This window comes from Lacrimispora xylanolytica, assembly GCF_026723765.1.
In the GTDB taxonomy this organism is placed as follows: domain Bacteria; phylum Bacillota; class Clostridia; order Lachnospirales; family Lachnospiraceae; genus Lacrimispora; species Lacrimispora xylanolytica.
The window spans coordinates 2082407-2095575 of record NZ_CP113524.1; the positions used below are offsets into that span (position 1 = coordinate 2082407).

Consider the following 13169-nt stretch of genomic DNA (forward strand, 5'->3'; position numbering starts at 1 on the left):
GAGGAATTAATTATGAGAAGACGAAAAGGAAAGTTAACCGCAGCAGCATTAACCATTGCACTTACCACAGCAGCATTGACCGCTTGCGGAGGCAGCACTGGTAAAGAAACGACTCAAACAACATCAGCTTCAGAAAGTACCACAGCAAAAGCAGAAGAGACAACAGAAGCAAAAGGCGCTGAGAGTTCAGGCAAATATTATGCGGCTGATGCCACTGCAAAAGATATTGTGGAGGATGCAGCAAAAAAAGGCAAGGTGGGAAACTGGGGACTTGGCAATGAATACGAGGTTCAGGCTCTCTTAAGCAAATACGGCCAGGAGACCGGATTTTTAAGTCAGGCATTTGATATGGATGGCTTTGACGATGATTCCATTTTATTAGCGTCAGCCATGACCTACAATGAGCTTGGACTGGTGGAGAATTCCTATCAGGGAGGATATGGATATGGAGATTCCGTTAAATTCATTGATATGAATGACGAAGGCGTAGCAATGCTTGAGGATAATATTTTTACCACGAAGGAATTTGCCAAGGCAAATCCAAATACCGTAAAAGCATTTGTCCGCGCCTCTATGAAGGGCTGGGAATATGCCTGTGCCAATCCAGAGGAAGCAGCAAAAATCGTATTTGAAGCAGGCTCCTCCGTATCCAGCGATCATCAGGCTTATATGGCCGAAGAAGTAAAGAAATTAGTGGAAACAGATACAAAAGGAAACAAGGTAGTTGATCTTGGAAAGTTAGATGATGAGGCATTGCAGCAGACGCTTGACCTGGCTAAAAAATACATCAAATTAAACGACAGTGCTGCAGCAGAAAAATTACAGACGTTAACCTTAGACGATTTCCGTGATGCATCTTACTGGACAGATGCCATGAGTGATGCAACACTTGGAGCACCGGAGAAAACGGATGTATCCATTCAGTTAAAATGGCTTCCACAGGCCCAGTTCATGGGATATTATGTGGCAGCAGCAAAAGGCTATTATAAGGATGCAGGATTAAATGTGACCATCACACCAGGCGGTGGTGATATCGGAGAAACAACAGCCGTTAATTCCGGTCAGGTAGATTTTGGTGTGACATGGGATGCAAACCTGATTGCAGCAAATGCAGGCGGTATGAATCTGGTGGCAGTATCTCAGGTTTATCAAAGATCAGGCTTAGTACTGGTGTATAAGGTAAACAAATAATAAGCAGCTATCATCGTGGGTGCCTTTGCACCCACGAATCCGTTAAGGAGGTAACGTGATGGATTTATTAATTAAGAATGGAACAATTGTAACATCGGAAGAAACCTATACAGGTGATATTGCAGTGAAAGACGGAAAAATCGTAAGCATAGGAACCGATTTAAAGGTAGATGCAAAAAAGGTTGTTGATGCCACAGGAAAGCTTGTTTTACCAGGAGCCATTGATGTACATACGCACCTGGCAATGCCCTTTGGAGGCACGGTTTCAGCAGACGGCTACTTATCAGGAACAAGAGCAGCAGCCTGCGGCGGAGTTACCACGGTCTTTGATTATCCGATTCAGAGAAAAGGAAAAGGGATTGTGGAAACAGTTCAGGAAAGAAAGGATATGTGCGATGCTGAGGCTTGTGTCGATTACGCATTTCACTGTTGTATCACCGATTTAAACGGCGGCGCCATTTTGGATGAATTTGAAGATGCGGTGGATTATGGCGTGACCAGTTTTAAATGTTTCCTTGTTTATAAGAAGGAAGGCATGATGGTAGATGACGGAACCCTGGTTCGCATTCTTAAAAGGGCTAAGGAAGCAGGAGCCATAACTAATATTCACGCAGAGAATCCGGATGTGATCGATTTTAATATTGAGCAGTTTAAGGCAGAAGGAAAAACATCTCCGTGGTATCATTATTTAAGCAGACCGGAGTTTGTAGAGGCAGAAGCTGACAAACGGGCCGTACACTGGGCAAAATCTGTGGATGCACCTCTTTATATCGTTCATATGGCGGATAAGGAAGGGCTGGAGGCTGCTGTTGCAGCAAAAAGAGAAGGTCATAACATCTTCATTGAAACCTGTCCTCAGTATCTGGAATTTACATGTGACGTTTATAAAAGGGAAGATGGAAGGAACTTTGTCTGCTCCCCGCCGATGAAGGACCAGGAGAGCCAGGATGCCCTGTGGAAAGCCATTATGGATGGAAGCATTGATACGGTAGCGACCGACCATTGCCCGTTCCAGAGTTACGAAAAAGACTGGGGAAAAGATGATTTTACAAAGATTCCCAACGGCTGTGCAGGAATTGAGAATCTATATCCTTATATGCTTTCAAAAGCCAACGAAGGGAAGATAAGCTTTAACCGTGCAGTAGAATTATGTGCTTCCAATCCGGCTAAGATTTTTGGCTGTACGCAAAAGGGTTCTCTGACCATTGGAAAGGATGCCGATATTGTCATTTATGACAAGGAAAAAGAGCTGACCATTTCCGTTGACAATATGCATTCAGATTATGATCACACCATATGGGAAGGGATTAAAGTACAGGGGTATCCGGTTCAGACTTATGTGAGAGGAACCTTAGTATACGATGAAGGAGAATTTGTAGGGACTCCAGGTTTTGGAGCCTTTGTAAAACGTGAACCGCAAAAATATGGCTTGGAGTGATCGTATGGATAAATTATTATACAAAGAAACTTCCTTGTTAGAGGAAGCAGGCGGTTGCCTTTTGTGTCATGAGGCGCCTTGTACCAAGGCTTGCCCGTATGAGCTGGAGATTGATAAAGTGATACGCAGCTATCGCTTTGAAAATATTTTTGGTGCCATAAACCGTCTGCCGGAAGCTCTTCCTTGCAGCAGCTGTGTAGATAAGCCTTGTCTGTCGGCCTGTCTAAAAGGAAAAATCAATGCACCAGTTCCCATTCCTGATATGTTTGAAAAGCTCACCTCCTATGAAAAGGTGGAGAAAGAGGAAGTAGACTTATCCATTGACTTCTGCGGTATTCCGTGTGAAAATCCTTTCTTCCTGTCCTCCTCCGTTGTGGGAAGCAATTATGAGATGGTGGCTAAGGCCTTTGATATGGGCTGGGCAGGGGTGGCATTTAAAACCATAGGAACCTTTGTTCCTAAGGAGGTTTCCCCAAGATTTGATGCACTGAGAAAAGAAGCCCTTCCTTTTGTAGGCTTTAAAAATATAGAGCAGATATCCGACCACACTTTAGAAGAAAATCTGGCATTTATCAGAGATTTAAAGCGGGATTATCCCACGAAAATATTTGTTGCTTCCATTATGGGGCAGACAGAAGAAGAGTGGACGTACCTTGCCAAAATCGTGACGGAAGCCGGTGCAGATATTATTGAATGCAATTTTTCCTGTCCTCACATGGCTTCCAATGGATTAGGCTCTGATGTAGGTCAGAATCCGGAATTGGTGGCCGCTTACACTAAGGCAGTAAAAAAAGGAACCCATCTTCCTGTTCTGGCTAAAATGACGCCCAATATTGGTAACATGGAAATCCCTGCCCTTGCTGCTGTAGAGGCAGGAGCCGATGGAATTGCGGCCATTAATACCATTAAGAGTATTATGAACGTAGATACAGATTCCTTTGTATCCGGCCCCTTTGTTTCCGGCAAAACAAGCGTGGGAGGTTACTCTGGTAAGGCAGTTAAACCCATTGCCCTTCGCTTTATCCATACCATGAAGACTCATCCGGGACTGACCCATACACCGATAAGCGGTATGGGTGGAATTGAATCCTGGAAAGATGCTTTTGAATTTATGGCACTTGGCTGTGAAAATATACAGGTCACGACCTCAGTCATGCAGTATGGCTATCGTATCATTGATGACATGATCGAAGGGATGAAATATTACTTAAGCACTCATGGCTATAAAAGCGTAAAAGAAATCGTTGGGAAGGCGCTTGTTCATACCATACCTGCAGATGAGCTGGAACGGGATTCCATTTGTTATCCCAAGTTTGACCGGAATCAGTGCGTGGGCTGCGGACGGTGTTATATCTCCTGTTATGATGGTGGTCATCAGGCCTTAAGACAGGATAAGGATACGAAAAAGCCGATTATGGACGGCAAAAAATGTGTAGGCTGCCATCTCTGCTTGCTGGTGTGTCCGGTAGGTGCAATTTCAGCCGGAACCAGAGTAAAAAAGCGGGAGAACCAACCAGCGAATTAAGAGAAAAGAGGAGGTAAGCAGAATGATTCAATGCGATTATGAGAGAATGGAAGATAAGATAAAAACCTTTGGACGGTTCGGTGATACGGGAAAAGGAGGAATTACCAGATTTTCCTTATCCGAAGAGGCGATAGCTGCAAGAACTGAATTTGTAAAACGAATGGAGGCAATTGGGGCCACAGTTACCACAGACGATATGGCTAATATGTATGCCACCATTTCCGGCACAGAGGATTTGCCTGCCATTTTCTCTGGCTCTCATATGGACTCGGTGCGTCAGGGGGGAAATTATGATGGGATTTTAGGCGTCTTAACCGCTATGGAGGTGGCTGAGACCATCGTAAAAGAAAAAATACCCCACAGACACCCTATTACAGTCATTGTGTGGACCAACGAAGAAGGGGCAAGATTTGAACCGGCCATGATGTCTTCCGGTGTGATCTGCGGAAAGTTTGATAAAGATACCATGTTTGCTTCCAAAGCAAAGGATATTCCAGAACTGACCTTTGGAGAGGCTTTGGAAAAAAGCGGATTTAAAGGAAAAGAAGAAAACCGTATGGACCCGTTAAAAACAAAGGCTTTGGTAGAGCTTCATATCGAACAGGGCCCTGTATTGGAAGCAGAAGGAATTGACATCGGTGTAGTGGAAGGTGTTTGCGGCATGATTAATTATGAATTTACCTTTACCGGTCAGGCAGGCCACGCAGGAACGACTCCTATGAAGTACCGCAAGGATGCCCTATATGCAGCCGTAAAGACCATTCAGTATCTTCATGATGAGCTGGATCAGCTGGATAGTAAGCTTGTTTATACCACAGGTAAAATTTCTGCTCACCCTAACATCCATACCATTATTCCCGATGAGGTAAGAATCACCCTGGATGCCAGACATCAGGACCCGGAAGTAATCAAGCAGGTGCTTGCAGTGATTAAGAAGATCCCAAGTGTTGTAGAGCAGTGCAAGGTAAGCTACGAGGAAGCCTGGTCCAGAAAGACCGTAAGCTTTACCTCTGAGCTGGTAGATTATGTGGAAAAAAGCGCTCAGGAATGCGGGTATTCCAACCGGAGAATCTACAGCGGTCCAGGGCACGATGCACAGTTTGCCATTGACATCGTTCCCACCACCATGATATTTGTGCCCAGTGTGGGGGGCCATAGCCATTGTGAAATCGAATACACTCCTGTGGAAAACTGTTTAAAAGGAGCAAATGTACTTTTAAATACCATACTTCATATTGACAGACAGTAAGTCATCATAGAGTTCTTTCTGGTAAATACTATCACAGGTATTTACCAGAAAGAACTTTATTTTTTGTGATTGTTACTTAGACCTTTACTAAAAATAAACAATGTAGTATCATAAACGTAGCGTATTTATGGAGGTCAATGAAATTGGGAGAACGAATTAAACTAATAGCCAACAATAAAAAAGCCTATCACGACTATTTTATTGATGAAAAATATGAAGCAGGGATTGAACTGGCAGGAACAGAGGTTAAATCCATGCGCATGGGAAAGTGCAGCGTAAAGGAATCTTTTGTTAGAATAGACAAAGGGGAAGTGTTTGTTTACGGGATGAACATCAGCCCTTATGAAAAAGGAAATATCTTTAACAAGGACCCTCTGCGTGTCAGAAAGCTGCTGCTTCATCGGGCTGAAATTTCAAAATTAGATGGGAAGATGGCGACTAAGGGATATACCCTTGTTCCTCTCCAGGTTTATTTTAAAGGCAGTCTGGTAAAGGTGGAGATCGGCCTTGCCAGAGGTAAAAAGCTTTATGACAAAAGAGATGATATAGCAAAGAAGGACCAGCGCAGAGAGCTGGAACGTGATTTTAAAGTAAAGAATCTATCGTAGATAATTGCCCGTGCAGAAGATGGCCTATGGCCTTTTTGTATGGCACCGCCAGAAAACTTATTGCCGAATTTGTATACAGAAAACGAACCATGTTTTTATGGTTACTGTATACAGATTCGGCAATTTTTTTGTTGCCAAAGCCAAAAGAAGGTTACGGGCATTTTCCCTTTCGTTATAGGTAAAATATATAGCTGGTTATAGATTATATCAACAAACTCAGTAATATACATATTATAACAATAAACATATAAAACCTATATAAATGTATGTAAATGCACGGCAAACCTTTAAATATAAAAAATGGAGGGAACACAATGGGCAAAAAAAGTTATAAGCATATTTATACGGCATTCATCCATGGAGGTATCTATGGAGATGAAAGAACCGGAGCTGTGAATGTACCGATTTACCAGACTTCAACCTACGAACAGATACACCTTGGACAGCATACCGGGTATGAATATTCAAGAACTGGCAATCCAACAAGAGAAGCGCTGGAAGCATTGATTGCGGAGCTGGAGGGAGGAGTGGCTGGTTTTGCATTCGCTTCCGGTATGGCAGCCATTTCTGCGGTATTAACCTTATTTCATTCCGGCGATAAAGTAATAATTTCAAGCAATGTTTATGGAGGAACCTTCCGGGTACTGGACAAAATCTTTAAAAATTTTGACATTCATTACTCCATTGAGGATACTACAGATTTGGAAGCTCTGGAAAAGAGTATCACAAAGGAGGTTAAGGCAATCTTTATTGAGAGTCCGGCCAATCCCCTTTTGACAATTACAGATTTAAAAGCAGTTGCCGATTTAGCAAAAAACCATGGTATTCTATCCATTGTGGATAATACCTTTATGACTCCTTATTTACAAAGACCGATCCAGCTCGGTATGGATATTGTAGTCCATAGTGGGACCAAGTATTTAGGAGGCCACAGTGACTTAATTGCAGGCCTTGTTGTTGTGAATCAAAAAGAATTAGCGGATAAACTTGCATTTATTCAAAATGCGACAGGAGGTATTTTGCAGCCCTTTGATTCCTTTCTACTAATACGTGGTATCAAAACATTAGGGGTTCGTCTTGACAGACACGTAGAGAATGCTTCCAAAATTGCAGATTATCTTTTAAAACATCCCGCGGTTAAAAAGATTTATTATCCGGGCCTTAAAGATTTTCCTGGTTATGAAATCAATAAAAAGCAGGCAAAAAATGGAGGTGCCATGCTTTCCTTTGAATTAAAAGAGGAATATGATATTCGGAAATTCTATGATGGATTAGAGCTGATCGCACTTGCAGAAAGCCTTGGAGGTGTTGAATCATTGGTATGTCATCCCGCCAGCATGACACATGCCTCGATTCCATATAAGGTGCGCCAGAAGGTAGGAATTACGGAAGGTTTGATTCGTTTATCCGTGGGAATTGAACATGTAGATGAAATAATTGATGATTTAGAAACTGCCATAGAAGCAGCCAGGGAGAACTAGTATGAAATATTATGAATCCATGCAAGAATTAATAGGTAACACTCCATTGGTTCAGATAAATCATCTTATAAGTAAAGAAGGAATCCATCTATTTGGCAAGCTTGAATTATACAATCCCAGTGGAAGTGTGAAAGATAGAATCGGACAGTACATGATTGCTGATGCAGAAAAAAACGGATTCCTAAAGCCGGGGTCTACAATCATTGAAGCGACTGCAGGCAATACGGGACTTGGCATTGCCTTTTCCGCTTTAAACAAAGGCTATCGCATTATTTTTGTGGTACCTACAAAGTTTTCTCTCGAAAAACAACAATTAATGAAGGCGTTTGGTGCTGAGATTGTAAATACGCCCCGTGAACTGGGGATGCTTGGGGCTGTTGCCAAGTCAGAAGAACTAAAAGCCCAGATCCCCGGCTCGGTATCCTTTGAGCAATTTAAAAACATGAGCAATCCGCTGGCGCATTACGAGACAACAGGACCAGAAATCTATGATGCCTTGGATGGAAAAATTGATTATGTCGTCCTTGGTGCAGGAAGCGGAGGAACCTTTACCGGTGTTTTAAAATATCTAAAAGAGAAGAATCCAGACATAAAGGGTGTTTTGGCAGATCCCATTGGCTCTACCATGGGAGGCGGTGAGCATGGGGATTATAATATTGAAGGAATCGGCAATGATTTTATTGCAGACACCATGGATATGAAGTTGGTGGATGAGGTAATCAAAGTATCGGATCAGGAAGCATTTGAAATGTCCAGAGAATTAACCAGAAAGGAAGGAATTATTGCAGGTACTTCCTCTGGCGCTGCTCTGGCGGCGGTGCAAAAGCTTGTGGAAAGGATTGATAAGGGAAATATTGTCGTGATTTTTCCAGACCGGGGAGACCGGTATTTCAGTGCGAAACTATATGAATATGAATAAGGATAACACAGACGTAACAAAACCTATATAAACAGCAAAGAAAAGGAGGCCCTTTATGCAGGACCTCCTGTATTTTTTTGCTTGTCTGGTTCTTTGATGCTGATACAGATAATAAGAAATCCCACTGCAGTGACCACAGTTCCTGTAAGCAGCATAGCGGTGACGCCATAGGAATCCAGCAGCTTGCCCCCTGTGAGATTGGCAAGAGTTCCTGCAACCCCTATATTGGCAACCCCAAGCATGGATTGACCTTTTACCCGGTTCTCCTTTTCAATCAGATCATTGACAAAGTAAATTGAAGCCGGTGTAAACAGTGCAAACGCAATCATCTGAAAGACCATGGAACAATGCACCATATAAACATTAGGCGCCAGCAGTATGGCAAAGCTCTTTATGGCAAAAAACAAGGCAGATAGCTTAATCAGGGTAGAAACCTTAATTTTCTTTACAATATAAATAAAAAAGGCCATTGCGGGAAGCTCCAAAAATGCGGCGATAGACAGGGAAACTCCCATATCAGAACCACTTCCGCCTACATGTTCCATAATATTAATCAAATAAGTATTAATAAGCACATGAGAATAAAATATCATGGCAACTCCACATAGCATGAGAAGAAAAAGCTTGTGGTCCAGAAAAAAGGTTAAGATACCGGAAGCTTCCTTTTCTTCTTCCAGGAAGATATCATCACGAAGGCCCCTCACATCTTTTTGTTCCTGGTATTTTACCGGCAGTTTGTCGTGAAAGAGATAAGTGGACAAGATTACGAGTACATAGCAAACTAAAAATACTGGCAAAATAATATCAGCACCGAATTGATCTACTAAAGAGCCAAGAAAAAAAGACATAACAGCAAAGGATATAGAACCCATGCCTCGTGCCAGCCCGTAATTCATTGGAACCCCTTGATTCATATATTCCATAGCCAGGGAATTAAACAATGGGTTAACGGTAAACTCCACTGCATTCACAAGTATGTAGATTACGGATATAAGCAGGAAAGAACCGGGCAGGATATATAGAAGCAGACTTAATCCAAAAACCAGAAACATCAGTGCCAGCAGCAGATGCCTTAAGGTCACTCTTTTTGACTTATCCGCAAAGGAAGCGGTCAGAGGCTGTAAAATCAGGGACAAAATTGCTGCAAATGACAGGATAAACCCGATCTGGGTATTGTCGAAATCCTTAGCATGCAGGTAAACGGCTGCAAAGCTGTTAATAGCACATTGGCTGATCCAATAGCTGGACTGGATGAAACCGAATTTTAGCGTAAGCTTTCTGGCAATGGCTTCCATGAGTACCTCGTAGTAGTATATTTTATTTTGTCGTAACTGTATCAAGTATACTAAAGCAGGAATAAAACGTCAAACAAAAAACAAAAGAAATGGACTTACTTGCATTTTTAAGATTTTCCATATAAAATGGAAGAAAGATTGGAAAATTTATGGTGAGAAAAGGAGAAGCGGATGGCTCTATATGATTATGTGGGGGCAGTAAGAAGGGGACGAAAGCAGTACCAGGCTTCTGTATCGAAAGGAGAGTATCCCTATCTTCCGGTTCTTGATGACATTTTATCCTATACAGATATCGTGTCAGAAGTAAACCTGGGGATTATGGATATCCCACTTGAAAAAATAGTAGGAACTAAGACAAAGGGGCGCACTACGGCCTTTGCCAATAATTTTATGCCCCTTTTATCAGAAAAATCAGAGTTCGGAGCGAAATGGGCCTATTTATATGATCATCAGATTCAGGAAGGAATCCATGATCCCATTGTTGTGTATGAATTTATGAACCAGTATTATGTTCAGGAGGGCAACAAAAGAGTCAGTGTTTTAAAATATGTAGGCGCGTTCAGTATCGCAGCATCTGTGATTCGTATGATACCAAAAAGAACGGATGATCTGGATAACCGCCTGTATTATGAATTCCTGGATTTTTACCAGGTGTCTTTTAACTGCGATATCTGGTTCAGTAAAGAAGGCAGCTATGACAGGCTCATTAAGGCCATGAATAAAAATCCTGATGAGCAGTGGAGCGAGGATGAAAGAATTGTCTTTAAGTCGGCATACGATCGATTTTCCAAGGCATTTCACGCATTCGGCGGTGATGATTATGATATGACATGTTCCGATGCCTTTCTCGTGTATGTGGAATTGTTTGGCTATCGGACCATAAAGGACCGGGTGGAACGTCAGATTAAAATGGATCTGGTAAAGATTAAGGATGAGCTTCTTTTAGCCTCCAGAGGCAATAAGATTGCTCTTTTAGAACAGCCGGAAGAAATGGATGATAAGGTAGACAACAATCCACTTAAATTCATTAACTGGCTGCTGCCTGTACAGAACATTGAGCCTGAGATGCTTAAAATCGCATTTATTCATGCAAAAACCTCTGAAACCTCCAGCTGGACCTATGGGCATGAGCTGGGAAGAATGTATCTGGAGCAGGCCTTTGAAGAAAAAATCGAGACTATGTCATTTTTCCATGGGGACACAGAAGGCGAGGCGAGACGAGCCATGGAACAGGCCCTTTTGGCTGGCTGCAATATGATCTTTACCACGGCTTCTCAGATGATCAATGATTCCGTAAAGACTGCCATTGACCATCCGGAAGTGAAGATCTTTAACTGTTCCGTTAATATGTCTTATTCCTCCATCTGTACCTATTTTGGAAGAATGTATGAATCCAAATTCCTTATGGGGGCATTGGCTGCTTCCATGTCTCAGGGAGATAAGCTTGGTTATATCGCGGATTATCCGGTATACGGAACCCTTGCAAACATCAATGCGTTTGCTTTGGGGGCCAGAATGATCAATCCCTATGCCGTGGTGTATTTGGAATGGTCCAGGGTGAAAGACAGAGACGCTCATGCGGAGCTGGAGAGCGAAGGGATTACCTTTATATCAGGAGACGATATGATTACCCCCAATGCTCCTTCCAGAGAATACGGACTTTACCAGAAGCTGGGAGACGGCACCCTTAGGAATCTGGCCACACCAATCTGTCACTGGGGAAAGTTCTATGAGAAGATTATTAATATTACCTGCCATGGAGCCTCAGACCGGAAAGAGCTGAAAGGAAAACAGGCCATTAATTACTGGTGGGGAATGTCCGCAGATGTAATTGATGTGATCTGTTCTCATAATCTGCCTCATGGAACCCAGCGGCTCATCAACTTTTTAAAGAATTCCATTCGGGCAGGAAGTTTTCAGCCTTTTGTAGGAACCATTTATTCTCAGGATGGCAAGATACAGTGTGAGGAAGGAGAAAGCCTTACTCCGGAAGAGATCACAACCATGAACTGGCTGACAGAGAATATTGTTGGTAAAATTCCTGACTATGAAGAACTTACCGATGAAGCACGGTCACTGGTACGCCTCCAGGGGCAGACAATATACGACAATGGGGAGATGGAGGAACAGGAGAGTGAAGATTCTGGTATTGGCTGATCAAGAGTCTAAGTCACTGTACGAATTTTTTACACCGGATAAGATAAAGGATATAGATTTAATCATATCCTGCGGAGATTTAAGGGCGGAATATCTTTCTTTTTTCGCCACTTTTTCCAGAGCTCCGGTATATTATGTCCGTGGGAATCATGATTGCAGGTATTTGCAGTGCCCTCCGGAGGGCTGTATCTGCATTGAGGATGATATCGTGACCTACAAAGGGATACGGATCATGGGGCTTGGTGGATCCATGGAATACATTCCAGATGCCCCCAATCAGTTTACGGAACGGAAGATGGAGCAGAGGATCAAGCGTATGTGGTGGAAGCTTAAAAAGAATAAGGGGTTTGATATTTTGGTCACCCATGCTCCGGCATATGAACTTAATGATTTGCCGGATCTTCCTCACAAGGGCTTTTCCTGCTTTAAAGATTTAATGGACAAATATTCGCCTCAGTATTTCCTTCATGGCCATGTTCATGCAAATTACGGAAATTCTTTCAAGCGAAAGGACCAATATGGCAGCACCACAGTGATTAATGCCTATGAATATGTTATTTTAGATTATCCATGTTCTGGGGAATCTGCCATAGAATCGTGTAATTAGCAGCGTATTGCTGCCATGTTTTTGACACTTTGCCGTGATATAACTTTAAATTATAATACACATTCCTTTTATTTAATTGACAAACAGTATTTAGGTTGCTATGATTAAAATCATTAAACAAAAAGGCAGGGATAAGGATGGAAAGAATAGTACTATCATTATTAGTTGATAATACCTCCGGCGTTTTAAGCCGTGTGGCCGGCTTATTCAGCCGGCGCGGTTATAACATTGAAAGCCTGACGGTTGGTGTAACTGCGGATGAAAGATATTCACGAATGACAGTCGTGTCCATCGGTGATCAGGAAATTCTCGATCAGATCGAAAAGCAGCTGAGAAAGCTGGAGGATGTAAGAGATATTAAAGAGCTAAAGCCTGGAAACTCTGTGTTTCGAGAACTGATTCTAGTCAAGGTGAAGGCCAATTCCGCACAGCGCCAGGCAGTAAGCGCCATCGCAGATATTTTCAGAGCCACTATTGTTGATGTTGGAAGAGATTCTCTGACTGTCATGCTGACTGGCGATCAGTCAAAGCTTGATGCTCTCATCAATCTTCTTGAGGATTATGAGATTTTAGAGCTTGCGCGTACAGGTCTCACTGGATTATCCAGAGGATCAGACGATATTCGTTATCTGCCATAACTAAAATCAGCTAGCTAGAGGTATTGCCAAAGGCGGACAGAGAGTCGTCGGCATGGTTCCT

11 protein-coding genes are annotated in these 13169 nt (G+C 42.6%); 10 read left to right on the plus strand and 1 reads right to left on the minus strand.

What is annotated here, in order from left to right:
• The first annotated feature begins 12 nt into the window (after positions 1 to 12).
• From OW255_RS09845 to OW255_RS09875, 7 genes are all read left to right on the plus strand, one after another.
• Positions 13 to 1191 carry an ABC transporter substrate-binding protein gene (locus tag OW255_RS09845; protein WP_268116475.1) on the plus strand — a complete coding sequence of 393 codons (1179 nt, stop codon included), beginning with the start codon at positions 13 to 15 and terminating at the stop codon, positions 1189 to 1191.
• A gap of 58 nt (positions 1192 to 1249) precedes the next feature.
• Entirely contained in the window at positions 1250 to 2629 is a 1380-nt protein-coding gene (gene hydA, locus OW255_RS09850) for a dihydropyrimidinase (RefSeq protein ID WP_268116476.1), read from the plus strand.
• 4 nt (positions 2630 to 2633) lie between these two features.
• A complete protein-coding gene (preA, locus tag OW255_RS09855; protein WP_268116477.1) occupies positions 2634 to 4154 on the plus strand; it encodes an NAD-dependent dihydropyrimidine dehydrogenase subunit PreA in 1521 nt (506 codons plus the stop codon).
• Between the two features lie 22 nt (positions 4155 to 4176).
• Entirely contained in the window at positions 4177 to 5403 is a 1227-nt protein-coding gene (locus tag OW255_RS09860) for a Zn-dependent hydrolase (protein ID WP_268116478.1), read from the plus strand.
• A 143-nt stretch (positions 5404 to 5546) separates the two neighbouring features.
• Positions 5547 to 6011, plus strand: a complete 465-nt coding sequence (gene smpB / locus OW255_RS09865; protein ID WP_024836084.1) for an SsrA-binding protein SmpB — start codon at positions 5547 to 5549, stop codon at positions 6009 to 6011.
• Positions 6012 to 6325: 314 nt separating this feature from the next.
• Positions 6326 to 7492, plus strand: coding sequence for a trans-sulfuration enzyme family protein (locus OW255_RS09870; protein WP_268116479.1), 1167 nt, complete (start codon positions 6326 to 6328; stop codon positions 7490 to 7492).
• A gap of 1 nt (position 7493) precedes the next feature.
• The gene (locus tag OW255_RS09875) at positions 7494 to 8411 is read left to right on the plus strand and encodes a PLP-dependent cysteine synthase family protein (RefSeq protein ID WP_268116480.1); all 918 of its coding nucleotides are present in this window, start codon (positions 7494 to 7496) and stop codon (positions 8409 to 8411) included.
• 53 nt (positions 8412 to 8464) lie between these two features.
• On the opposite strand, the gene OW255_RS09880 is transcribed toward OW255_RS09875, so the two are convergent.
• Positions 8465 to 9706 (minus strand): MFS transporter, encoded by a 1242-nt coding sequence (locus tag OW255_RS09880; protein WP_268116481.1) that lies wholly within the window; start codon positions 9704 to 9706, stop codon positions 8465 to 8467.
• A gap of 171 nt (positions 9707 to 9877) precedes the next feature.
• Between OW255_RS09880 and OW255_RS09885 the strand changes: the two genes are divergently transcribed.
• From OW255_RS09885 to ilvN, 3 genes are all read left to right on the plus strand, one after another.
• Positions 9878 to 11863, plus strand: coding sequence for a BMP family ABC transporter substrate-binding protein (locus tag OW255_RS09885; protein ID WP_268116482.1), 1986 nt, complete (start codon positions 9878 to 9880; stop codon positions 11861 to 11863).
• A complete protein-coding gene (locus tag OW255_RS09890) occupies positions 11841 to 12470 on the plus strand; it encodes a metallophosphoesterase family protein (RefSeq protein WP_024836079.1) in 630 nt (209 codons plus the stop codon). Before OW255_RS09885 ends, OW255_RS09890 begins: the two co-directional genes overlap by 23 nt.
• A gap of 137 nt (positions 12471 to 12607) precedes the next feature.
• Positions 12608 to 13108 carry an acetolactate synthase small subunit gene (ilvN, locus tag OW255_RS09895; protein ID WP_024836078.1) on the plus strand — a complete coding sequence of 167 codons (501 nt, stop codon included), beginning with the start codon at positions 12608 to 12610 and terminating at the stop codon, positions 13106 to 13108.
• Positions 13109 to 13169: the final 61 nt, after the last annotated feature.

What these genes read in the sequence shown, in the direction of transcription:
- OW255_RS09845 (WP_268116475.1), top strand. Translation starts at nt 13, where the DNA reads ATGAGAAGACGAAAAGGAAAGTTAACCGCAGCAGCATTAACCATTGCA.
- hydA (WP_268116476.1), top strand. Translation starts at nt 1,250, where the DNA reads ATGGATTTATTAATTAAGAATGGAACAATTGTAACATCGGAAGAAACC.
- preA (WP_268116477.1), top strand. Translation starts at nt 2,634, where the DNA reads ATGGATAAATTATTATACAAAGAAACTTCCTTGTTAGAGGAAGCAGGC.
- OW255_RS09860 (WP_268116478.1), top strand. Translation starts at nt 4,177, where the DNA reads ATGATTCAATGCGATTATGAGAGAATGGAAGATAAGATAAAAACCTTT.
- OW255_RS09870 (WP_268116479.1), top strand. Translation starts at nt 6,326, where the DNA reads ATGGGCAAAAAAAGTTATAAGCATATTTATACGGCATTCATCCATGGA.
- OW255_RS09875 (WP_268116480.1), top strand. Translation starts at nt 7,494, where the DNA reads ATGAAATATTATGAATCCATGCAAGAATTAATAGGTAACACTCCATTG.
- OW255_RS09880 (WP_268116481.1), bottom strand. Translation starts at nt 9,706, where the DNA reads ATGGAAGCCATTGCCAGAAAGCTTACGCTAAAATTCGGTTTCATCCAG.
- OW255_RS09885 (WP_268116482.1), top strand. Translation starts at nt 9,878, where the DNA reads ATGGCTCTATATGATTATGTGGGGGCAGTAAGAAGGGGACGAAAGCAG.
- ilvN (WP_024836078.1), top strand. Translation starts at nt 12,608, where the DNA reads ATGGAAAGAATAGTACTATCATTATTAGTTGATAATACCTCCGGCGTT.